Source organism: Pelagibacterium montanilacus (genome assembly GCF_003992665.1).
GTDB classification, from domain to species: domain Bacteria; phylum Pseudomonadota; class Alphaproteobacteria; order Rhizobiales; family Devosiaceae; genus Pelagibacterium; species Pelagibacterium montanilacus.
On sequence record NZ_RZMX01000055.1, the window covers coordinates 1 to 21,246 of the forward strand.

The window sequence follows — 21,246 nt, forward strand, 5'->3', positions numbered from 1 at the left end:
AGAGGCCGTTTCGAAAGGGGTTGAGCGGTCGAGGTTGGCATGATTCCAAGCGGTTTGCTGACCTGCATGGAGAATGTCATGTGGACCCCGACCACCCGTGAACAGCATAACCGTCGTGCCACGCGATACCAGACCGATCTGACGGACGTGGAGTGGCGCCTGATCCAGCCGCACCTGCCTGCGGCCTGTAGAACGGGGCGGCCCCGGGCCTGGCCGATGCGCGAGATCATCAACGCAATTTTCTACGTCCTGCGCGGCGGCATCACTTGGCGTCTCCTACCCTCGGACTTTCCGCCTTGGCCGACCGTCTATCGGTGGTTCGCCGCATTGCGCGACGGCTCGGTCTTTGAGAAGATCAACCATGCCCTGGTCATGATGGACCGTGAGCGCGCCGGCCGCGAGGCCAGTCCGTCCGCAGCCATAATCGACAGCCAATCCGTCAAAACCACCGAAGCCGGCGGCCCGCGTGGCTACGATGCAGGAAAGAAGATCAAAGGGCGCAAGCGCCATGCACTGGTCGATACCGATGGGCGGCCGCTACTGGTCGAGCCGCATCCGGCCGACATCCAGGACAGAGACAGCGGCGGACCACTGCTACAGATCTCGCGCCCTCTGCTCCCCTTCATCAAACATGTATGGGCCGATGGCGGCTACAATCATGAGCGCGTGACCACCGCCACCAACATCATCGTCGAAATCGTCAAGAAGCCCCCGGATCAGGTCGGCTTTGCCGTCTTGCCACGCAGATGGGTGGTCGAGCGCTTCTTTGCGTGGATCTGCCGCAACCGGCGCCTGGCAAAGGACTTCGAGGCCACCATCAATTCAGCAGCCACCTTCCTTTACGCCGCCTCGGTCATGCTCCTCGTGAGGCGACTGGCCCGCCAGTCATGAGTTTCGAAACCGACTCTAAGAAGCCCATACTAAACGGAAGCAAATCTCAGCATTTTGGGGACAACATATATTATACAGATGCGAAAGGAGAAATTATCCAAGAAAATTCTTTTCATAGCGGGGAGGATGGAATTTTGAGCCCCGCCAATTTAAACCGAGACACTGGCACCACAGATCGCGTACTTTTAGGACGAAAATTTGGTTACTTTGGAAAAAGTGCGCCTTTAATTCCCCCATACTTAGAGAAGTTTATTAAAAAAGGGCCAGGGCATAAATCGCTCTTTTCTTTGGAACAACAGGAGTCCATTCGCGACTGGATTAGAGATTTAGGAGTTACAGGCGTAGCAGGTGAGCCAGCGAGATGGTAGCAAAAGAATTAGATATTTTTCTGGAGTGCTTACTTTCCTACACACCTTTGGATTCATTCAATCCTTGGCGCGAGATTTGCGAGCAGTCTGATTCCGCGGACAGCCACACAATACGACTTAATAATCTTACTCGCGTTCTTGAGGCGTGTCTGACCGATGGTGAAGTCGACATATGGATGGGGCGAGATTTGGGTTGGCGGGGCGGTAGGCGCACCGGTGTGCCGCTGGTCGATGAGCTTACGCTTTCATCTTACGGGCGATCACTGCGGGCAAGTCCGTTGCAGAAAGCGACAGTAGATCGCCCGATGAAAGAACGCACGGCCACCGAGATTGAGTTGGCTCGACGTAGCGTGGGAGCCAAGGTATTTTTTTGGAACGTCTTCCCCTATCATCCACATGAGCAGGGGTCGCCGTTGAGTAATCGTATGCATACCCGGCAGGAAAAAGAGCTCGGTCGGGAAATATTTGACCTGCTTGTAGCTTTCTTGCCTGTTCGGCGTTTCATCGCCATCGGAAACGATGCCGCAAATGCGCTAGATAATTGGGGCTTTGACGTGCTTTCTGTCCGGCACCCAAGCTATGGTGGCCAAAGGGATTTTCACAGGCAGGTGGAAGGTCACTACGGAATTGCTCCATCAGAGCCGCAGCTTGCTTTGCTCTGAGCTCTCAGACGATCTTCGGGTACCGAGCGGAGTGAAGATATCAGAGAATGGTGCTTTTTAACTGCCCCCCCCACCAGCAACCACATCGCCCCCCTCTCCGTTCTCTCTCCCGAACCACAAGAACGGAGCAGAGCTCATGGCTGACCACGATCCCAACGCCCACGCCGATCACCTGTCCCCCGAGGAAACGCGCGAGCGTGTCTGGAGCCTCGCCGAGGACATCAGGGTGTGCATACTCACCACCTGGAGCGGGTCCGAGCAGCACGCCCGGCCGCTGACGGCCCATGTGGCGCGGGACGAGCATGCGCTCTATTTCCTCGTCGACGAGAGCGGGCACAAGAACACCGAGATCGAGCAGTACCCCGCCGTCTCCTGTTCCTTCGTGGACAAGGGAAGCAATGACTATGTCGTGATCGCCGGCACCGCGAAGCTCTCCAACGACCGCGAAAAGATTGCCGCAATCTGGACAAATTTCGCCAAGGCCTGGTGGGACGACGAAAACGATCCTTCCATCCGTCTGCTCACCGTCACCCCCACCCGGGGCGAGGTCTGGGACGGCCCCGGTGGGCTCGCCGCAAAGGCGAAAATCGCCTTCTCGGCGGCCACGGGCGGCGATATCGACATGGGCGAGACCGGCAAGGCGCGGCTCTGATCCCGGTCGAGGCCGGGCCCTTTTCGCCCCGAAATGCATCGACGGCCGATCACCCCCGATCGGCCCTCGTTTTCCCTCTCTTGGGTGAACATCTCCCGCAAGACGCACCCTGATCGCCCCGCCCGCGCGCCGACTAATCCCCGGCTATCCAACCTGTGAGACGATGCCGTGTGAGGCGCTCGCAATGCCCAAGATCGGTTCGCCATATCGCGCCGATCACGGGCCTTGGTGCGCGCAGATCACCGCCCCTGATCTCGGCCAGAGCGTTGAAAATCCAGCGTTTTCCACTTTAAACGAGGGACGCGCCCCGGGGATTACCCCAGCGCGATCAATGAAATCTGCCGCCCGGCGCGGGTTTCGGTGTGGGTCGCGTGCCGGTGCGAGAAATAGGCCTCGTCCATCCCATAGGTGCATCCCCCCACCCGCATGATGGATTTGAGCCCCAGATTCCGCCCCTGCATTTCGAGCAATCCGGCCACGTCGAAATGGGGTTTGGCAAAGCCCTCGGTGAGCACAAAGTCCAGGGATTCCGGGAATTCCCGGGCGATCATCGCCGCGAAATCCTCCCCCACCTCGTAGTTCTCGGCAGAGATCGAGGGCCCGATGGCGGCGGTGATGTGCCCCGCCCGCGCGCCCAGCGCTTCCATGGCCGCCACCGTCTGGCCCAGCACCCCGCTCACCGCCCCGCGCCACCCCGCATGGGCGGCCCCGATCACCCCGGATTCCGGGTCTGCCAGCAGGATCGGCGCGCAATCGGCGGTCAGAATTCCCAGCGCCACCCCATGCCGCCGCGTCACCAGCGCATCGGCTTCCGGGCGGGCCGAAAGGTCCGAGGTTTCGGTGATCGTGAGCACGTCCGCGCTGTGGATCTGTTTGGCCATCGCCACCTGCAAAGGCCCGGATTTCAAGGCCATTACGGCCTTGTGGATGTTCTCGGCCACGTTCGCCGCATCGTCTCCCACCGCCCGCGAGGCGTTGAGCGCCGCGAACTCGCCCTCAGACACCCCACCCCGGCGCCCGAAAAATCCGTGCCGGATATCGGGGAGCGCGGCAAGGGCCGGGCTGGTCTCGAAGGGAGGATGCATGAAGGCTACCTTTGCTTAAAAACCGGCCGGGCGAAGTCCCGGACTGGCGGCGCAGAAAGCCTTGAAAAGCTTGCCCATTTGCGCCGGATGGGTCAGCCGCGCGAACGCCTCGGCCAGCGCCTCGGCCTTGTCGGGATTGGCCCGGGCCAGCGCGGCGTGGCGCTCGGCCAACCCCAAGGATGTAAGGAAACGGCCCTGCTCCACAAGAGGCGCGACCGTCAACCCAGCCATGCGCGCAGCGCGGCCCAGCGTTTCGAAATCCACATGGGCGGTCAGGTCCGCCGCCCCCGGCTCGGCCAGCGGATCCGCATGGGCATGGCGGGCCAGCGCCTGCAGCGTTTCGCCCGGCTGGGTGCGCCCATAGCCATAGTCAATGGCCAGGATCGCCCCGCCCCGTGGCGCCACGACCCGCCCCAGCCGCGCCATGAATTTCTCCGCCGCCAGCCCGATTTCCGCCACCGCGCCCTCCGCCGCATCGGCAAAGGCCGGGCCCAGCAAATCCGGGTCATAGGGCGTCGGCGAGAGCCCGAAACAGCGCCGCCCGTCCTCCAGCCCCACGCAGCGCTCGAACCATTTCGCCCCCCGCCGCACGAACTGCCGAATCGGCAGCGCATCGAAAAATTCGTTGGCGACCACGATCACCGGCCCCTCCGGGATATCCTCGGGCTCTGAAACCGCGATAGGGTTGTACTCGGCCAGTCGCTCGGCCTGCATCGCCGCCAGGTCGGCATTGCTCTCGAACAGGCGAAGCTGCAGCGCGGCGCCAAAGCCGGGCACACGGGTCGCCACCCGCAGCGCATCGGCCATCAGCGTCCCGCGCCCCGGCCCCGGCTCGAAGACGACCAGCGAGGTCGGGGAGCCCATCTGGACGTAGAGATCGGCCATCCAGCCGCCGATCATCTCCCCGAAGGTCTGGCTGATCTCGGGCGCGGTGATGAAATCCCCCGCCGCGCCGAGCGGATCGGCCTTCCGGTAATAGCCCCGGCTCGGGTGCGAAAGGCACAGCGCCATATAGGTGGCCATCGACATCGGCCCGCTGGCCCGGATTTCCATGTCGATCAGATCGCCCAGCGAGGGCCCTGCTTCAGCCATGGCGGCGCGTCTGTGCCCACCACACGAGCCCGATCCCCGCGACCAGGATCGGCAGGCTCAGCACCATCCCCATGGTCAGCCAGCCAAAGGCCAGATACCCGATATGGGCGTCGGGCAGCCGGAAGAATTCCACGAATATCCGGGCGCTCGCATACCCGATCCCGAACACCCCAGCCACCAGCCCCGGCCTGCGCAGGGCGAAGCGCACATGGGTGAAATAGCGGATGACGAGAAACAGCAGCACCCCCTCGAGCAGCCCTTCATAGAGCTGGCTGGGGTGGCGCGGCACATCGCCCCCGCCGGGGAAGATCACGCCCCAGGGCATGGTCGTCGGGCTGCCGTAGAGCTCGGCATTGATGAAGTTGGCCACGCGCCCCAGGAACAGCCCGATGGTGCCGCAGCAGGCGAGAAGATCAAGGCCCGAGAGCACGTCGGCACCCTTGCTGCGCAGATAGACCGACATCGCGACGACAAGGCCCAGCATGCCGCCGTGAAACGCCATGCCCCCGTCCCAGAGCGCAATGATCGCGGCCGGGTTGGCGAGGAAATAGGTGGGATCGTAAAACAGCACATAGCCCAGCCGCCCCCCGATCACGATGCCGAGAACGATCCAGAAGGTGAAGTCGAACAACTCGCTCGCGTTCATGGGCGGCGTATTGTTGGCCCACAGAGATTTGCGCCGCACGAGCAGCATCCCGTAGCCTACGCCAAGGAAGATGCCGGCGAGATAAGCCAGCGCATACCAGCGGATCACCAGCGGGCCCAGGGCAAAGGCGACAGGATCGATCTGAGGAAAGGGCAAGGCGGGCACCGGCGTGTCGGACAATGGGATCGGCGCGGACCATGCCGCCCCCATCCGGTCTGGTCAAGCGCTGCCACGCACCCTACATAGGAGATCTCGACATGCATTCATTGAGGTGGCCCACAGATGACTTCCCATGGCAGCAGAATATTCGATGACCTCAGTCGTCTGATGAACGACGCGGCCGATGTGGCCGATGGCGTGCGGCGCGAAGCCGAAACCGCCGTGCGCGGCCAGATGGAGCGCATCGTCAACGAACTCGACCTGGTCAAGCGCGACGATTACGACGCGCTCAGGGACCTCGTCACCATCCAGGGCGAAGAGATCGAGGCGCTCCGGCGCGAACTCGACGCCTTCAAAAGGCGCAAGAAAACCACGCCCTGAGCGGCACGATGCGCGTCGCGCTGATCTCGGACATCCACGGCAATGCCTTTGCGCTTGCGGCCGTTCTCGAGGACATCGCGCGGCGTAAGGTCGATGCCACCTACAATCTCGGCGACCATGTCTCCGGGCCCATCGCGCCGGCCGAGACCGCCGAGATGCTGCTGGGCCTTGATGCCGTTTCCCTGCGCGGAAATCACGACAGAGTGGTCATGGCTGGCGAGAACATGGACAAGGTCGACGTGATCGCCGCAGCCGCCATCGACGATAGCGCCCGGTCCTGGCTGGGCACGCTGGCCGAGACCGCCTCTCCCGAGCCTGACATCTTGCTCTGCCATGGCACGCCATCCAGCGACAACACGCACTGGCTCCAGACCAAGACCCAGGACAAGCGCTTCCGCCCAAGCTCGACGGCAGAGATTGCCCAGCAGGTTTCGGGACACACCCACGCCCTGCTGTGCTGCGGCCATTCCCACGTGGCACGGGTTGTCGAGCTGGGCGATGGCCGCATCGTGGTCAATCCCGGCAGCGTCGGCCGCCCCGCCTATACCATGGCCGACCCCGCATCGGCCGAGCGGCTCTCCCCCGATGCCGGCTACGCCATAGCGACGCGAACCCGTTCGGGATGGTCGGCAACCCTTCTCCAGATCCCCTACGATCACGAGGCCGCAGCCTTACGAGCCGAGCAGCACGGCATGGCCGGCTGGGCCCGCCACCTGCGCGAAGGTTGGCCACGCTAGGCGTCGCGTGAAAATGAGTGTTGAGAAATCAAAATCTTAACACCTCGTTAACCATGACGCTCGCACCATCATAGTTAAGAATCTGTGTATTGGACCCCGCGTTTATGGGTCCAACGGACCGGGCCGGTGTAGGTTTGTGACAGGGACGATTCGTACACGCCACCAGTCCGATCAGTTCGATAGTGCCTCGTCGGGCCGCAACATCCGGTTGCGTTCCCCCTTGTGAAACCATGCTCAATCGTACGGAGCCCGTCATGTCTCTCCTGGAACTGGAACTGGACAGAAACATCCACCCCGTCGACATCATCGAGCACATCGCAGCAATCAGCGACTGGTCGTTCGAGCGGCAGGACGCGGACGAGATCTCGATATCGGTGCGCGGGGGATGGAGTGACTATCACGTCTCGTTCAACTGGATGGAGCAGATGGAATCGCTGCACCTGGCATGCGCATTCGATCTCAAGGTGCCCGACGCACGGCGCGCGGAAATCAAGCAGCTTCTCAGCCTCGTCAACGAGCAACTCTGGATCGGCCATTTCGATATCTGGAGCCGGGAGGGCGTTATCCTCTTCCGCCACTCGCACCTGCTTTCAGGTGGCGCAGACGTCTCGCCCCAGCAGTGCGAGGCCCTGCTGCGCACGGCGACCGACAGTTGCGATCTGTATTACCAGGCGTTCCAGTTCGTGGTCTGGGCCGGAAAATCGGCCACCGACGCGTTGGCCGAAGTGATGTTCGAGACCGTGGGCGAAGCATGAGTCTTCACAATTCCGGTACGATCCTGCTGGTAGGCGCCGGCAAGATGGGCATCGCCATGGCTCAGGGCTGGCTGGCTGCAGGCCTTGAGGGCAAGAGCCTCGTTCTTGTCGATCCGCAGCCGCACGAAACGGTGCGCGCACTTGCGGAGTCCGTGGGCGCCAGCCTGCAGACCCAATTGCCCGATACTCCACCCCGCGCCGTCGTCCTTGCGGTCAAACCCCAGATGATGGACACCGTGCTGCCCGCAGTCCGTCCTCTCATGGGCGAAGCCACCATGGCGCTCTCGATCGCCGCAGGCATTCCTCTGGCCAGGCTGCAATCCGGGCTGGGCTCGGCCAAGGTGGTTCGCTCAATGCCCAACACCCCGGCGCAACTGGGCAAGGGCATATCGGGCGCCTTCGCCGGGCCCGACATTTCCAGCGATGATCGTGCGCTGGCCCATGCCCTTCTCGAAGCGGCCGGGCGCGTGGTCTGGCTCGAGAACGAGGCCCTGATCGACGCGGTAACCTCCGTCTCGGGGTCGGGGCCCGCCTATGTCTTTTACCTCGTCGAGGCCATGGCCGCAGCGGGCGAACAGCAGGGGCTCGCGGCCGATCAGGCCATGGCACTGGCGCGCCAGACCATCATCGGCGCCGCCGCCCTGCTCGAAGCCGACCCTGCCGATGCCGCGCAATTGCGCCGCAACGTCACCTCACCGAACGGGACCACCCAGGCGGCCCTCGACGTGCTCATGGCCGACGATGGCCTCGGGCCGCTTCTCGACCGTGCCGTCACCGCGGCCCGCAAGCGCAGCGAGGAACTGGGCCAATGAGCGACGAGATCAGTTTCGACGACTTCCTCAAGGTCGATATCCGCACCGGGACGATCGTTGAGGCGCGCTCCTTCCCCGAAGCGCGCAAGCCCGCGATCATCCTGATCATCGATTTCGGGCCCGAGATCGGGATCAAGAAGTCCTCGGCCCAGATCACCGTGCATTACACGCCCGAAAGTCTCGTTGGGCGCCAGGTCATGGCGGTCGTCAATTTCCCGCCTCGCCAGATCGGACCGCTGCGCTCCGAAGTGCTGACGCTGGGGTTCGAGGACCAAGACGGCGCCATCGTGCTCGCTGCAATCGACAAACCCGTGCCCAACGGCAAGCGGCTGCTCTGAAACTGTGTCAGCCGGCGGCGACGACGCCTGAGGTGATCAGCCCGATCAGAAACAGCCCGAGCACCAGCCTGTAGATCACGAAGGGAGTGTAGGTCTGGCGCTTGAGCCAGGTCATCATCAGGGCCACCGTGGCCCAGGCCGAAAAGAAGGCCAGCACGCCACCGAACAGCGCGTCCGTGGTCAGCCGGGCATTGCCTGCCTCATAGAGATCCAGCCCCCCGAGCACGCCGGCCCCCAGGATCGTGGGGATCGAAAGCAGCAGCGCCAGCCGCGCCGAGAGCGGGCGATCGAGGCCCGCATAGCGGCCGGCTGTCATGCAGATGCCCGAGCGCGACACGCCAGGGATGATCGCGATGCATTGGGCAAAGCCCACGATCATGGCGTTGCGCAGCGAGAGCGTCTCGAGCCGGGAATGAACCTCGGGCCGACGGTCGGAAAAATAGAGCAGCACGCCGAAGACGATGGTGGACAGCGCCAGCATCCAGAGCGAGCGACCGAATTCGACCACCAGATCCTTGGCCGCAAACCCGACGACGACGATGGGCAGCGACGCGGCGATCACCACGAGGACGAGCCGAAGCCTCTCTCCGCCCCGCCCCCTTAGTCCATCGAGCAGACCGGAAACCAGCAGCCCGATGTCATCCCGGAAATAGACGAGCACGGCGCCCAGCGAGCCCACATGCAGGGCGATGTCGAGCGCCAGCTCTTCGCTGGGCGACATCGCCGCGATGTCGAATCCCATCGCCCCCATGATCACCCGCCCCAGGATCAGATGGGCTGACGAGCTGACGGGCAGGAATTCGGTAACGCCCTGCACGAGAGCAAGGAGCGCGACATAAATCAGTTCCAAGACTGATCCCCTATTTCATCTGATGGGTTAGCCGGAGCGAATCGAGCAGCCCCTGATCCTCGGATTCTGTCATGGCAACGAAGAACCGGGTGACGCAGTCGCGGGCCTCGGGCGGCAGCGCCTTGAGCGCGGCATCAATCCGCCGGGCCTGCGTAGAGCTCAGCACCTCGAAGAACTCCCGCCCCTTTTCCGTGGGGTAGAGCAGGCGCTGGCGACGATCGGTTTCCCCGTGCCGCTGGGCCACATAACCGCTGTCGATCAACTGCCTTAGAACCCGCGCCAGGCTCTGTTTGGTAATGCGCAGGATGTCGAGCAGGTCGGCCACGGTCATACCAGGCCGCAAATTCACGAAATAGATCACCCTGTGATGGGCGCGCCCGAACCCCTGCCGCTCAAGAAGCGCGTCCGCATCGCGCACGAAGTCGCGATAGGCGAAGAAAAACAGCCCCATGACGTCGATCGGCATCTCGGGGAAATCGTAGATGGCGGAATTTATGTCAGCCTTGTTGACATTTATCTTCTGAGCTGGCATCCTGCTTCCAACATCTTGGCCGGTAACCGACTTATCACAGACCCACTTTGGTTTGCCAAGTGGCGTGGGATTGCGGCATGATGGTTTCAAGTGAGCCGCCGGCCAGCGGCACGACAACGGAAAACGACGGGAGAACACGATGGCATTCGTGCCAATGGATCAGCGAGAGGGGTGGATCTGGTACAATGGGGAGATGGTCCCCTGGGGGGAAGCCAAGGTTCATGTCCTCACCCATGGGCTGCATTATGCAAGCTCGGTGTTTGAAGGCCAGCGCGCTTATGGCGGCGAAGTCTTCAAGCTGCGCGAGCACACCGACCGGCTGATTGCCTCGGGCCGTACGCTCGACTTCGAAATCCCCTATTCCGCCGACGAGATCGACGATGCCTGCCGCGCCGTTCTGCAAAAGAACGAGCTGGTCGACGCCTATATGCGCCCGGTCGCCTGGCGTGGCTCGGAGACGCTTTCGGTGCCCGCGCGCGACAACAAGGTGCACCTGGCGATCGCGGCCTGGGTCTGGCCGAGCTATTTCTCGACCGAGGACCGGCTCAAGGGCATTCGCCTGTGCTGGGCGCCCTGGAAGCGCCCCTCGCCCGAAACCATCCCCTGCAAGGCCAAGGCTGCCGGTCTTTACATGATCTGCACCCTCTCCAAGCACGGCGCGATGGACAAGGGCTATGCCGATGCGTTGATGCTCGACTACCGCGGCTACGTGGCCGAGGCGACCGGGGCAAACGTGTTCTTCGTCAAGGGCAAGGAAATCACCACCCCGACGCCCGATTGCTTCCTCGACGGCATCACGCGCCGCACGCTGATCGGTCTGGCCAGGTCCAAGGGCTATTCGATCGTCGAGCGTCACATCAAGCCCGAGGAACTGGGCAATTTCGACGAGTGCTTCCTCACCGGCACTGCAGCAGAAGTGACGCCGGTTTCCGAAGTGGGCGAATTCAGCTTTACCCCGGGCGAGGCCTGCCGCACGTTGGTCGAGGCCTATATGCAGGAAGTCCAGCCCAAGCGTCAGGCTGCCGAATAAACCCTGTCGCTGGCAGTGAATACGAAAGGACCGGAGGGGAAACCCTGCGGTCCTTTTTCATGTCCAGCGCGCCACCGCTGCATCGTCCGAAGCGCGCGCCTCGACCCAACTGTCCCTGCCGGGCCGGTGCTCCTTCTTCCAGAACGGGGCGTTGGTCTTGAGCGTATCCATCAGGAAGCCCGCCCCATCGAACGCCGCCTGCCGATGTAGCGACGCCGTCATCACCTGCACGATCGGCTCGCCGGGCAAAAGGCGCCCGAAGCGGTGGATGATCCACGCATCGATCAGCCCGAACCTCGCGATCGCCTCCGCGCGAAGCGCCTCGAGCTGCGCCTGGGCGAGCGCGGGATAATGCTCGAGCGTCATCGCCTCGAGCGGATCGTCAGGCGTCGAGCGCACACGCCCGGTAAACGTCGCCACCGCGCCGCCGCCCCCCACCGCTTCGGTGAACGCATCGAGTTCCGCTCCCGGCCCGAAGGGATCGCCCTGCAACCGCACGACCATCGCTTATCCCCCCGTCATCGGCGGGAACAGCGCCACGGTCCTCGCGCCCGCAATCGCGGTCTCGTGGCCGACCAGCGTGTCATCCACCGCGGCACGGATCAGCTCGCGTTTTTGCGTCGCCAGCGCAAAGGCCTCGTCGCGCCCGGCCAGCCAGTCCATCAACTGAGCGACGCTGGTCACGCTCTCGGGCGGGTCGACCTCGTCGAAATCGCGGTTCAGCCGCTCGCGAAGCCATGCAAAATAGAGCACTCTCACGAGAAGTCATCCTGCTCAGTCGGCGCGAGGTGCTTTTGCACGCCCAGCCAGTACTGGATCCCGGTGATCGCCGTCAGGATCGCCGCCACCCAGAGGATGATATCGCTCAGCTCCCTCATGCCGGGGATCAGGGGCTCGGCGGTCACAACTCCCAGCGCGACGAGCTGCGCGGTGGTCTTGTATTTGGCCAGCTTGGAGACGTGCACCGTGATCTTGGAAGTGCCCATGAACTCGCGCAGCCCCGAAACGAAGATCTCGCGCATGAGGATCACCGTGGCCGGGATCAGATCCCACGCCCCGAAGCTGCGGTCAAAGCAGAACACCAGCAGCAATGCGCCCACCAGCAGCTTGTCGGCGATGGGATCGAGCATCCGCCCGATCTCGGAGATCGTGCCGTATTTGCGCGCGAAATACCCATCGAAATAATCGGTGACCGCCGCCGCGATATAGAGCAGCAACGCCAGCCAGCGCAGCGCGGGATGATCGGCAAGGATCAGCACCATGATCACGGGGATCGCGGCGATCCGGCCATAGGTCAGCCAGTTGGGCAACCGTGCCATGTCGAATTTGCTCTCTGCCATCAGCCCTGCCCTAGGTTGTTCGATTGAAGTGATCGTATATCTGCTGCGCCATGGTGGTGGAAATCCCCGGTATGGCCGCCAAATCCGCCAGCGCCGCTCGGGCCACCGCCTTGGCGGACCCGAAATGCTGCAACAGGGCGCGCTTTCGCGTCGGCCCGATGCCTTCGATCTCGTCGAGAGGGTTCTTCACCATCTCCTTTTTACGCCGCGCCCTGTGAGTGCCGATGGCGAACCTGTGTGCCTCGTCCCGCAGCCGCTGCACATAATAGAGCACCGGATCGCGCGCCGGCAGCATGAAGGGCTCGCGGCCTTCCATAAAGAAAGTCTCGCGCCCGGCATTGCGTTCCTCGCCCTTGGCGATGCCGATGACCGTCACCTCGCGCGGCAGGTTCATCTCAGCCAGCACGGCCTTAACCGCATTGGTCTGGCCCGCACCGCCGTCGATCAGCACAACATCGGGCCAGTCCGGCATCTCGCCGTCGCTCTCCTCGTCCGGATCGCTCTCATTGGCAAGGCGGCTGAACCTGCGGGTCAGCACCTCGCGCATCATGCCGAAATCGTCCCCCGGCGTGAGCTCGGTCGATTTGATGTTGAACGTGCGGTAGTGCTTTTTCGATAGCCCCTCGACCCCGGCGACGACCATCCCGCCCACTGCATTGGTGCCCTGGATATGGGAGTTGTCATAGACCTCGATCCGCCGCGGCACCTCGGTGAGCCCGAAGGTGCCGGCCATGGCGTCGAGCAGCTTGCGCTGGCTCGCCGAATCCGCGAGATGCCGGCCCAGCGCTTCGCGTGCATTGGTCACCGCCATCTCGACGAGCGTGCGCTTCTCGCCGCGCTGGGGCATCTCCACCTTCACGGCATGGCTTGCACGCGAGGCGAGGGCGTCCTTGAGCACCTCGGGCTCGGCCAGGGGCTCCGAGACCAGCACCAGCCGTGGTGGCGTGCGGCTTTCGTAGAACTGGGCGATGAACGCCTCGAGCACTTCGGCCGGGGTCAAAAGCTCGTCGGCACGCGGGTAATAGGCGTAATTGCCCCAGTTCTGGTGGGCGCGATAGAAGAACACCTGCACGCAGAAATTGCCCGCGTCCTGATGGATCGCGAAGATGTCGGCTTCCGCCACGCTTTGCGCATTGCTGCCGCTGCCGCCCTGAATGTGCGAAAGCGCGCCGATCCGGTCCCGCAGCATCGCTGCCCGCTCGAAGTCCAGCGCCTCGGCCGCCGCGTTCATCTCGCCCTGCAGCTTTTCCTGCACCGCCTTGGTGCGCCCCGACAAGAAGGCCCGCGCCTCTTCGCCGAGCTGCTGATAGTCGGGAATGGAAATCTCGCCCGTGCACGGCGCCGCGCACCGCTTGATCTGGTGCTGGAGGCAGGGCCGCGAGCGCGAGGCGTAAAAACTGTCCGAGCAATTGCGCAACAGGAAAGCCTTCTGGAGCGCGGTGACCGTCCGGTTGACCGCCGAGGCCGAGGCAAAGGGCCCGAAATAATGGCCCTTGCGGCGCCGCGACCCGCGATGCTTGGTCAGCTCGGGCGCCTCGTGCTCGGTGGCGAGCAGGATATAGGGGAACGTCTTGTCGTCGCGCAGCAGCACATTGTAGCGCGGCCGCAGGCGCTTGATGAGATTGGCCTCAAGCAAGAGCGCCGCGCTCTCGGTCTCGGTGCGCACGAATTCCATCGCCCGCGTCGCCGCGATCATCCGGCAGATGCGCACCGGATTGCCCTCGTAGCGCGTGTAGTTGGTGACCCGCGCCTTCAGGTTCCGGGCCTTGCCCACATAGATCACCTGCGCCTTGTCATCGATCATGCGATAGACGCCGGGGCCTGAGGGCAGGGTCTTGACGAAGCGCTTGATGATGTCCGGGCCGGTGGTTTCGGTGAAGTCTGTCATCGTCCGCGCGGCGTGGGGTTGTTCTTGTCGAGCCATTGCAGATGCTCACCGCCGTCGAGCGCCAACATCTGGCCGGTCATCGATCCCAAACCGATGATCGCGGTCACCGCCTCGGCGATCTCCTCGGGCGAGGCCCCGCGGGCGAGCGGCAGGCTGGCGACGGAGGCCTCGAACTCCTCCTCGGTCTGGCGCGCATTGCGCAGCGTCGGCCCCGGGCCGATCGCGTTGACCCGAACCCGCGGCGCCAGCGACTGGGCGAGCGTGCGGGTCGCGGTCCAGAGCAGGGATTTCGAGAGCGTATAGGAAAAGTGGTCCGGCGAGAGATGCAGGACGCGCTCGTCGATGATGTTGATCACGTTGCCCCGGCTGTCCTCGGGAAGCTGCGCGGCAAAATCGCGCGCCAGGAACACCGGCGCCTCGGCGTGCAGTGCCATATGCAGGTCCCAGAGGTCCTCATGCAGCGTCCCGGCGCTGTCGGGCTCGAACACCGAGGCGTTGTTGACCAGCACCGTCAGCGGCCCGAACAACTCGCCGGCGGCGGAAATCAGCCCCATGCGCTCCTCGCGCCGCGCGAGATCGGCCTTGACGATATCGGCCTGCCCGCCATCGGCCCGGATCGCGTCGGCCAGGGCTTCGGCCTTCTGTCCCGAGCCGCGATAGTGAATGACCACGGCATGGTCTTCGGCCGCGAGCCGCGTGGCGATCGCCGCGCCGATCCGGTCGGCTGCACCGGTGACGAGTGCCGTGCCCTTCATGTCCAATGTCCTTCAGCTGACCGTCGCGAACCAGAAATACCGCGCGGGTATACTTCCTCCATCCAGATAGGATGCTCCCCTGCCCGATGCAATCACCCTCATCGCCTGCGACGGATGGCGGCAAGGACCCACAGGATAGCCCCGCAGATCAGAGACAGCGCCCCGAGTGGCGCCACCGCAAGCACGAGGAACGTGCCGAGCAAAGCCGCGGCTTCGGGCGCCAGCACCATGAGCAGCAAGGCCGGCACCAGCGAGATCACGAGGAGCAGAGCCCCGAGCTGGAGAAATCCGATCGCCCATCCCTGCAGCGTCATCGCCTGTCCTCCCGATCACAGTTCAGAGCGTTTCCAGGAAAGTGCCCGGCCCATACCCCGATCCGGGAGGGATACACTTTTCCGGTTCGGTGGCGCGACACATCAAAGGCTTGAGACCCCCTCTTGATTTCATCAAGAGGGGCACTTGAGACAAATGCCGGGCACCTGCACATCCCGCATGACGGATCACCGCGATTATGAGAGCATCGATCCCATTGCACCGACCGGGGACGCCATTCCGATGAAAACACTTCGTACCATTGCCATGGGGCTGTTGCTCACGCTGCCCGCATTCACGCCCGTTCTTGCCGACGAGATCGGGGACTTCCTCGACGAGGCCCGCGCTGCCTACGAGGCCGGCGATATCAAGGCCACGAAATACGCCATCGACCAGGCCTCGGTTGCTCTGGCGCAACTGGCGGCGGCTGCGCTCGCCGAGGTTCTGCCCGAGGCCCTGCCCGGCTGGACGGCCGAGGAAGCCGAGACCTCGGGCAACGAGGCCGCTGCCATGGCCATGCTCGGCGGCGGCATGACCGCCTCGCGCAGCTACAGCGGCGATGCGGGCTCGGTCGATATATCGGTGATGGGCGATTCCCCGCTCCTGATGATGTACGCGCCCATGCTCGCCAATCCCATGATGGCCGCCGCGCTGGGCCGCACCCAGAAGATCGGCAGCGTCGACGCCATCGTCTCGAGCGAAGGCCAGGTCATCATGATCGTCGCCAACCGCTTCGTGGTCACGGTCGACGGATCGGCCGACGAAGACGACAAGATCGCCTATGCCGGAGCGATCGACCTTGAGGCGCTCGCCACGCTCTGAGGGCATCGGAGCCGGCCCGTCAGCCCGCAAGCACCGACAATGCCCAGTGGCCGCCGGCGGCGGCCACTGCGGTCAGCGTCGCGCCCCAGGCCATGTCGACGAACGCCACGGCTGCGGTAAAGCCCTTCACCGTCGAGAGATTTGTGAGATCGTAGGTGCCATAGGCGATAAAGCCCAGCACGCCGCCCAGAATGAAGGCGTTAGCCACCGAGTCCGCCGGAACCACCGCAAACAGCACAACGCCTCCCAGATAGGCCAGGTAGAAGAGCCCCGCGATCCCGAGCCGCGGCTTGTCGAGCATCAGATCGCCCAGTTGCGGCTTGTAGAACCGCCCACCCATCTGGCTGAGCCAGACATAGTCGATGGGAAAGAATATGATCGCACACGCGATATAGGCGATGACGTAATCCATGACGGGCGGGCCTCCGGCGGTGTTGGTGTTGTCATGTCCCGATACGCACGACGCCCCGGACGCGATCAGATGAGACGCTTGAATCGCTTGGGCCCGCACTCCATTGTGCACCGGCACGGCACGGAATGGAGCGACGAGAATGATCTTTCTGCTTTACGGCGCGATTGTCCTGGGGGCAATCGCCGTTCTGGGCAACCTCATGTTGCACAGATGGAATGCGGCGCGCCGGGACAAGCAGCTCCAGGCTCGGGTCGAGGCCTATGAGGCCGGGCTTGCCCATGAAGGCATGCCCGAGGCGCTGGGCGCCTTGACGCACCAGGAGCGCCAGCAGACCCTTCTGGCCGCGGCACGCCAGGTGCAGGCCGAAAGCGACCGCCGGTTCTATATCTCGACCATTGGCGGCATCCTCGCCTTCTTCGTGGCCCTCGGCTTTGCCATCGAGGGCGAAGGCACACGCGATTTCGTCATAACTCTCGTGATCGCCGCCGCGGCGCTCTATGGGATCAACGTCGTCCTCCAGCGCAGCTTCCGCTCCCGGATGGAAGCCCGCGGCATCGACATCGAGCGCCTGCGCATCGACTGAGATCGGTACCCGCACACGAAAAAGGCCCGCGCACGGGCGGGCCTTCATCATGGCGTTGGGTCGATCAGTTGCCGAAGCAGAAATATCCGTTCGGCCCGTCAAAGCAGACCTGGCTGTCGTCACGTGGGTTGCGGTGGTCGTCCCAGCGACCGCGATCGCGGTCATGGCGCGGGGGGCGGTAGTCGTAGTCATGGCGCGGACGATCCGGGCGGTGGTAGCGCGGGGGCGGCGGCGGTGCGGGCCGATACCGCGGCGGCGCAGGCCGGTACTGAGGCTGGCGCACGTGTCCCACTTCGCGCAAATAGTTCGAGGATACCCAGCCGGTCACGCGCGATCCGCGCGGCGAGAGAAAGCACCAGCTTCCCCTGCAATAATCGACTTCCGCGAGTTGGTTGCGCTGCAACACGTCCACCACCCGGAACTGGGTGCCCGGACCGTTGCGGACGTTGACCGAGGTGGTCGCGCTTGCGGTCCAGGCGAACGCGCCGGCGGTCATCACCATCACCATCAGGGCGGCAACACCACCCTTTATGACATTCCTGCCGAGAGCCATTTCGATTCTCCACTTGATGCTTTGCAAAGGCGAGACCTTCGCCTCCTCTGGGCCCCAATAAAGCCCACCGAGCCTGAACGGGCGCTGAATGGATCGTTTAGCGTTACGTTAGCTGCGTTCGGCCTCGGTCAAAAGTTGTGTTGCACCCCGGGATCGTGGGGAGTAAACGTGCCCCGAAAAACAGACGCGCGGATACAGCCGCGCGCACGGGCAAGACGGGCACAGGGGCTGACAATGAAGCTGGTGACGGGCAACTCGAACCTCACCGTGGCCAGGGCCGTATCGGATTACCTCGAAATCCCCCTGACGGATTGCTCGGTTAAGCGGTTTGCCGACGAGGAAGTGTTCGTGGAGATTCACGAAAATGTCCGTGGCGAGGACGTTTTCGTCCTCCAGTCAACCTCATACCCGGCCAATGACCACCTCATGGAACTGCTGATTCTGATCGACGCGCTGCGCCGGTCTTCGGCCCGCAGGATCACGGCGGTGCTGCCCTACTACGGTTATGCGCGCCAGGATCGCAAATCGGCGCCGCGCACGCCCATCTCGGCCAAGCTCGTGGCCAACCTCATCACTCAGGCCGGCGCCAACCGCCTTTTGACCCTGGATTTGCACGCACCGCAGATTCAGGGCTTTTTCGATATACCGACCGACAATCTCTACGCCGCCCCGGTGCTCACGCGCGACATCATGGCCAATTACGACACCTCCAAGGTCATGATCGTCTCCCCTGACGTCGGGGGCGTCCTGCGCGCGCGCAACGTCGCCAACCGGATCGGCGCCCAGCTCGCGATCGTCGACAAGCGCCGCCCCCGCGCCGGCGTCTCGGAGGTGATGAACATCATCGGCGACGTCGAAGGCCAGTCCTGCATCCTGATCGACGACATCGTCGATTCGGGCGGCACGCTGGTCAATGCGGCTGAAGCGCTGCTCAATGCCGGCGCGTCCGAAGTCTCGGCCTATATCACCCACGGCGTTCTCTCGGGCGGTGCCCCAGAAAAGATCGCCACCTCGCGGCTCAAGGAACTGGTCACCACCAATTCCATCGAAAAGACCGAAGCGGTGCGCAAGGTCGACAAGATCCGCCATATCTCGATCGCCCATCTGCTCGGCGAAGCCATCGCCCGCACCGCCTCCGAACAGTCGGTTTCCACCCTCTTTGACTGACCGGCGCAGTTGACGCTCCAGGGCAAGTCTGCGAAATTTGAACTCAGGTGGGGAGCGGACCCAATGGGCAGGGTGGCTCCGGTTTCCGAAACGAGGATCGCAGCGACATCCGCTTTGCGGTCACTTCGGCACCGATCAGGGTATGTGGGGAAATGACAGGGCAGATATCGAGACCAGGCAATCCGCGCGCCGATCGCGAACTCGTGGAACTGCTCGCCGAAATTCCCAAATGGGATAACAAGCGCCTGACCTACATGCACCGGCGCTTCACCGAAAGCCGGCTGTTCCGGGTTCATCACAATCCCGAGGGGCCGTTGACGCCCCGCGCCCAGAAGCTGCTCAATGCCGCGCGGTTCGAAATGGAAGTCCGCGGCCTTCTCACACGCCATCCCGAGCCCTTGGCGGAATCGCAGGCGGCGGACGCGCCGGCACAGCTCTAGAGGGTTTGCAATCCGGGAAAGTGTTTCCGCTTTTCCAGCAAGCGCTCCAACGGCGCCGCAATTTATCCACTTCGGCAGGCCAGACCCGTGCGCTATCGGTAATGAACGCACGACGCCAACCTTAGGAAGGACGAGCGATGATGTTCAAACCAGTTTTAGCCGGCCTGACTCTGCTTGCCCTTGCCGGCTGCACGACGACAGCCGCCGAGCGCCGCGCGATCGATGCGCAGGCATGCACGGGCTATGGGTTCCAGCAGGGCACCGACGCGTTCGCCAACTGCCTTTTGACCCTCGATGTCGAGCGCCAGACCGCCCAGCGCGAGCGCATGGCCGCTCTGCGTGACCGCGGCCCTCAGGTCATCGTGGTTCGCGAGGACGACGACTGACCGTCTGCGCGCCTCAAGGCCCCGACAATCCGCTTGCCCCTGCCCCTTCGCTCTAGTATAGACCCCGGCCATGAAGCGCCCATCACCCCTGGAGGATGGGCGCGCGTTTGCGCGTTAGGCGAAACGCACCAACCCAAGAATGGATTTTTCCATGAGCGTCGAGCTTAAGGCTTCGGTGCGGGACCGGGTGGGCAAGGGGGCCGCTCGTGAACTGCGCCGTCAAGGTCTGGTTCCTGCCGTTATCTACGGTGACAAGAAGTCGCCCCTCTCCATCGCCATCTCCTACAAGGATACGTTCCGGCGCATCCATGATGGCGGTTTCCTCTCGCACGTGATCACCGTCGAAGTAGACGGCGAGAAGCACCGCGTGATCCCCAAGGACTACCAGCTCGAACCCGTGCGCGACTTTCTCGTGCATGTGGACTTCCTGCGTGTGGGCAAGAACTCCACCCTCACCGTCGAAGTGCCGGTGCACTTTACCAACGAGGACAAGTCCCCCGGGCTCAAGAGGGGCGGCGTTCTCAACATCGTGCGTCACGCCGTTGAAGTCACCGTGCCTGCCGACTCGATCCCCGATCACCTCGAGGTCGATCTGAGCGACGCCGAAGTGGGCGACTCGCTGCACATCTCAGCAGTCGACCTTCCCAAGGGCGTGGTTCCGACCATCACCGACCGCGACTTCACCATCGCCACCATCGCCGCGCCGTCCGCGCTGCGCTCCTCCGATAACGAGGCTGACGCAGACGAGGATGAAGACGAGGCCGAAGACTAAACGCTTCGACCTCCGGGCCGGCGCCCCGACGCGCCGGCCCGGAGCCACCCCGCATGACGCCCCGGAGAGATGCGATGCACCTGATCGTGGGTCTCGGCAATCCTGGCGCACAATACGCCGGCCATCGGCACAATATCGGCTTTCTCGCCGTCGATGAGATCGCCCGCCGGCACGGGTTCGCGCCCTTCAGAAACAAGTTCTCCGCCCAGATTTCCGAAGGCATGGTCGGGACCGGGAAGGTCCTTCTGGCCAAGCCCCAGACCTTCATGAACCGGTCGGGCGATTGTGTCGGCCAGATCGCCAATTTCTATAAGCTCTCGCCCGCCGACATATCCGTGATCCACGACGAGCTGGATCTCGCTCCCGGCAAGGTCCGCATCAAGACAGGCGGCGGCAATGGCGGGCACAACGGTCTCAAATCCATCGAGAGCCACATTGGCAAGGAATTCGTTCGCGTCCGGCTGGGCATCGGCCATCCGGGCCACAAGGACCGCGTGCACGGCCACGTGCTGTCCGACTTCCACAAGGCCGATGCCGAATGGCTCGAGCCGCTGCTCGACGCGCTGGCTGACAATGCCGGTCTGCTGGTGGCCGGCGATGCCGCCGGGCTCATGAACAAGCTCGCCGGATCGTCCCCCGCTCCTGCCCGCGCGAGGGACAATCCGGACCCGGCGCCTGCGCCCAAAAGCGAGAACAAGGGCAAGAGCCATATCCGGCAGGCCCGCCAGAGCACTCCGCAAACTCCGGTGCCCCAGACCGGGCCCATGGCGGCGATGCTCAGAAAGCTTCTTGGCGACAAGCGGTGACTTGACTTGGCCGGTGTCAT

At 63.6% G+C, this 21,246-nt stretch carries 30 protein-coding genes; 17 read left to right on the forward strand and 13 right to left on the reverse strand.

Going from position 1 to position 21,246, the window contains the following annotated elements:
* Positions 1-78: 78 nt before the first annotated feature.
* The 4 genes from EO136_RS15225 to EO136_RS15240 all read left to right on the forward strand — a co-directional run bounded on the left by EO136_RS15225 (position 79) and on the right by EO136_RS15240 (position 2,573).
* A complete protein-coding gene (locus tag EO136_RS15225) occupies positions 79-891 on the forward strand; it encodes an IS5 family transposase (RefSeq protein WP_127142346.1) in 813 nt (270 codons plus the stop codon).
* The gene (locus EO136_RS15230) at positions 888-1,259 is read left to right on the forward strand and encodes an Nmad2 family putative nucleotide modification protein (protein ID WP_127145252.1); all 372 of its coding nucleotides are present in this window, start codon (positions 888-890) and stop codon (positions 1,257-1,259) included. The genes EO136_RS15225 and EO136_RS15230 overlap by 4 nt, the downstream gene beginning before the upstream one ends.
* Positions 1,253-1,921 (forward strand): uracil-DNA glycosylase, encoded by a 669-nt coding sequence (locus EO136_RS15235; RefSeq protein WP_127145253.1) that lies wholly within the window; start codon positions 1,253-1,255, stop codon positions 1,919-1,921. Before EO136_RS15230 ends, EO136_RS15235 begins: the two co-directional genes overlap by 7 nt.
* 136 nt (positions 1,922-2,057) lie before the next feature.
* Entirely contained in the window at positions 2,058-2,573 is a 516-nt protein-coding gene (locus tag EO136_RS15240; protein ID WP_127145254.1) for a pyridoxamine 5'-phosphate oxidase family protein, read from the forward strand.
* Between the two features lie 314 nt (positions 2,574-2,887).
* On the opposite strand, the gene pgeF is transcribed toward EO136_RS15240, so the two are convergent.
* From pgeF to lgt, 3 genes are read right to left on the reverse strand one after another with little or no spacing between them, the layout of a single operon-like run.
* On the reverse strand, positions 2,888-3,658 hold the full coding sequence (gene pgeF / locus EO136_RS15245; RefSeq protein ID WP_127145255.1) for a peptidoglycan editing factor PgeF: 771 nt from the start codon (positions 3,656-3,658) through the stop codon (positions 2,888-2,890).
* Positions 3,659-3,673: 15 nt separating this feature from the next.
* A complete protein-coding gene (locus EO136_RS15250) occupies positions 3,674-4,750 on the reverse strand; it encodes a class I SAM-dependent methyltransferase (protein ID WP_206513351.1) in 1,077 nt (358 codons plus the stop codon).
* On the reverse strand, positions 4,743-5,606 hold the full coding sequence (gene lgt / locus EO136_RS15255; protein ID WP_127145256.1) for a prolipoprotein diacylglyceryl transferase: 864 nt from the start codon (positions 5,604-5,606) through the stop codon (positions 4,743-4,745). The genes EO136_RS15250 and lgt overlap by 8 nt, the downstream gene beginning before the upstream one ends.
* Before the next feature lie 72 nt (positions 5,607-5,678).
* Here lgt and EO136_RS15260 point away from each other — a divergent pair, with 72 nt between their 5' ends.
* The 5 genes from EO136_RS15260 (at position 5,679) to EO136_RS15280 (ending at position 8,578) form a co-directional block, all read left to right on the forward strand.
* Positions 5,679-5,936, forward strand: a complete 258-nt coding sequence (locus EO136_RS15260; protein ID WP_127145257.1) for an accessory factor UbiK family protein — start codon at positions 5,679-5,681, stop codon at positions 5,934-5,936.
* An 8-nt stretch (positions 5,937-5,944) separates the two neighbouring features.
* A complete protein-coding gene (locus tag EO136_RS15265; RefSeq protein ID WP_127145258.1) occupies positions 5,945-6,673 on the forward strand; it encodes a metallophosphoesterase family protein in 729 nt (242 codons plus the stop codon).
* A gap of 254 nt (positions 6,674-6,927) precedes the next feature.
* Positions 6,928-7,428, forward strand: a complete 501-nt coding sequence (locus EO136_RS15270; protein WP_127145259.1) for a type III secretion system chaperone family protein — start codon at positions 6,928-6,930, stop codon at positions 7,426-7,428.
* The gene (gene proC / locus EO136_RS15275) at positions 7,425-8,240 is read left to right on the forward strand and encodes a pyrroline-5-carboxylate reductase (protein ID WP_127145260.1); all 816 of its coding nucleotides are present in this window, start codon (positions 7,425-7,427) and stop codon (positions 8,238-8,240) included. The genes EO136_RS15270 and proC overlap by 4 nt, the downstream gene beginning before the upstream one ends.
* Positions 8,237-8,578, forward strand: a complete 342-nt coding sequence (locus tag EO136_RS15280; protein ID WP_127145261.1) for a tRNA-binding protein — start codon at positions 8,237-8,239, stop codon at positions 8,576-8,578. Before proC ends, EO136_RS15280 begins: the two co-directional genes overlap by 4 nt.
* A 7-nt stretch (positions 8,579-8,585) precedes the next feature.
* Here EO136_RS15280 and EO136_RS15285 read toward each other — a convergent pair whose 3' ends face one another.
* Positions 8,586-9,428, reverse strand: a complete 843-nt coding sequence (locus tag EO136_RS15285) for an undecaprenyl-diphosphate phosphatase (RefSeq protein ID WP_127145262.1) — start codon at positions 9,426-9,428, stop codon at positions 8,586-8,588.
* Between the two features lie 10 nt (positions 9,429-9,438).
* Positions 9,439-9,960, reverse strand: coding sequence for a MarR family winged helix-turn-helix transcriptional regulator (locus tag EO136_RS15290; protein ID WP_164730633.1), 522 nt, complete (start codon positions 9,958-9,960; stop codon positions 9,439-9,441).
* A gap of 139 nt (positions 9,961-10,099) precedes the next feature.
* On the opposite strand from EO136_RS15290, the gene EO136_RS15295 reads away from it, so the two are divergent.
* Positions 10,100-10,990, forward strand: coding sequence for a branched-chain amino acid aminotransferase (locus EO136_RS15295; RefSeq protein WP_127145263.1), 891 nt, complete (start codon positions 10,100-10,102; stop codon positions 10,988-10,990).
* A gap of 57 nt (positions 10,991-11,047) precedes the next feature.
* On the opposite strand, the gene EO136_RS15300 is transcribed toward EO136_RS15295, so the two are convergent.
* The 6 genes from EO136_RS15300 to EO136_RS15325 form a co-directional block, all read right to left on the reverse strand.
* Positions 11,048-11,494, reverse strand: coding sequence for a molybdenum cofactor biosynthesis protein MoaE (locus EO136_RS15300; RefSeq protein ID WP_127145264.1), 447 nt, complete (start codon positions 11,492-11,494; stop codon positions 11,048-11,050).
* A gap of 3 nt (positions 11,495-11,497) precedes the next feature.
* The gene (moaD, locus tag EO136_RS15305) at positions 11,498-11,749 is read right to left on the reverse strand and encodes a molybdopterin converting factor subunit 1 (RefSeq protein ID WP_127145265.1); all 252 of its coding nucleotides are present in this window, start codon (positions 11,747-11,749) and stop codon (positions 11,498-11,500) included.
* Entirely contained in the window at positions 11,746-12,330 is a 585-nt protein-coding gene (gene pgsA, locus EO136_RS15310) for a CDP-diacylglycerol--glycerol-3-phosphate 3-phosphatidyltransferase (RefSeq protein ID WP_206513352.1), read from the reverse strand. The genes moaD and pgsA overlap by 4 nt, the downstream gene beginning before the upstream one ends.
* Before the next feature lie 10 nt (positions 12,331-12,340).
* Positions 12,341-14,254 carry an excinuclease ABC subunit UvrC gene (gene uvrC, locus EO136_RS15315; protein ID WP_127145266.1) on the reverse strand — a complete coding sequence of 638 codons (1,914 nt, stop codon included), beginning with the start codon at positions 14,252-14,254 and terminating at the stop codon, positions 12,341-12,343.
* On the reverse strand, positions 14,215-14,973 hold the full coding sequence (locus EO136_RS15320) for an SDR family oxidoreductase (protein WP_127145267.1): 759 nt from the start codon (positions 14,971-14,973) through the stop codon (positions 14,215-14,217). The genes uvrC and EO136_RS15320 overlap by 40 nt, the downstream gene beginning before the upstream one ends.
* A 98-nt stretch (positions 14,974-15,071) precedes the next feature.
* On the reverse strand, positions 15,072-15,287 hold the full coding sequence (locus EO136_RS15325) for a hypothetical protein (RefSeq protein ID WP_127145268.1): 216 nt from the start codon (positions 15,285-15,287) through the stop codon (positions 15,072-15,074).
* 178 nt (positions 15,288-15,465) lie between these two features.
* Between EO136_RS15325 and EO136_RS15330 the strand changes: the two genes are divergently transcribed.
* Positions 15,466-16,107 (forward strand): hypothetical protein, encoded by a 642-nt coding sequence (locus EO136_RS15330; RefSeq protein WP_127145269.1) that lies wholly within the window; start codon positions 15,466-15,468, stop codon positions 16,105-16,107.
* A gap of 19 nt (positions 16,108-16,126) precedes the next feature.
* Here the strand turns inward: EO136_RS15330 and EO136_RS15335 are convergent, their stop codons facing one another.
* Positions 16,127-16,519: a DUF2177 family protein gene (locus tag EO136_RS15335; protein WP_127145270.1), complete on the reverse strand. Its 393-nt coding sequence runs from the start codon at positions 16,517-16,519 to the stop codon at positions 16,127-16,129.
* Between the two features lie 139 nt (positions 16,520-16,658).
* On the opposite strand from EO136_RS15335, the gene EO136_RS15340 reads away from it, so the two are divergent.
* A complete protein-coding gene (locus EO136_RS15340; protein WP_127145271.1) occupies positions 16,659-17,102 on the forward strand; it encodes a hypothetical protein in 444 nt (147 codons plus the stop codon).
* Positions 17,103-17,166: 64 nt separating this feature from the next.
* On the opposite strand, the gene EO136_RS15345 is transcribed toward EO136_RS15340, so the two are convergent.
* Positions 17,167-17,655 (reverse strand): SH3 domain-containing protein, encoded by a 489-nt coding sequence (locus tag EO136_RS15345; protein ID WP_127145272.1) that lies wholly within the window; start codon positions 17,653-17,655, stop codon positions 17,167-17,169.
* A gap of 234 nt (positions 17,656-17,889) precedes the next feature.
* Here EO136_RS15345 and EO136_RS15350 point away from each other — a divergent pair, with 234 nt between their 5' ends.
* The 5 genes from EO136_RS15350 to pth all read left to right on the forward strand — a co-directional run bounded on the left by EO136_RS15350 (position 17,890) and on the right by pth (position 21,226).
* Positions 17,890-18,822, forward strand: a complete 933-nt coding sequence (locus tag EO136_RS15350; protein WP_127145273.1) for a ribose-phosphate pyrophosphokinase — start codon at positions 17,890-17,892, stop codon at positions 18,820-18,822.
* Between the two features lie 152 nt (positions 18,823-18,974).
* Positions 18,975-19,262, forward strand: a complete 288-nt coding sequence (locus tag EO136_RS15355; RefSeq protein WP_127145274.1) for a hypothetical protein — start codon at positions 18,975-18,977, stop codon at positions 19,260-19,262.
* Positions 19,263-19,399: 137 nt separating this feature from the next.
* Positions 19,400-19,648 (forward strand): hypothetical protein, encoded by a 249-nt coding sequence (locus EO136_RS15360; RefSeq protein WP_127145275.1) that lies wholly within the window; start codon positions 19,400-19,402, stop codon positions 19,646-19,648.
* A gap of 151 nt (positions 19,649-19,799) precedes the next feature.
* Entirely contained in the window at positions 19,800-20,420 is a 621-nt protein-coding gene (locus EO136_RS15365; protein WP_127145276.1) for a 50S ribosomal protein L25/general stress protein Ctc, read from the forward strand.
* A gap of 74 nt (positions 20,421-20,494) precedes the next feature.
* Complete coding sequence (gene pth / locus EO136_RS15370) at positions 20,495-21,226, forward strand: aminoacyl-tRNA hydrolase (protein ID WP_127145390.1); 732 nt, start codon at positions 20,495-20,497, stop codon at positions 21,224-21,226.
* Positions 21,227-21,246 lie beyond the last annotated feature (20 nt).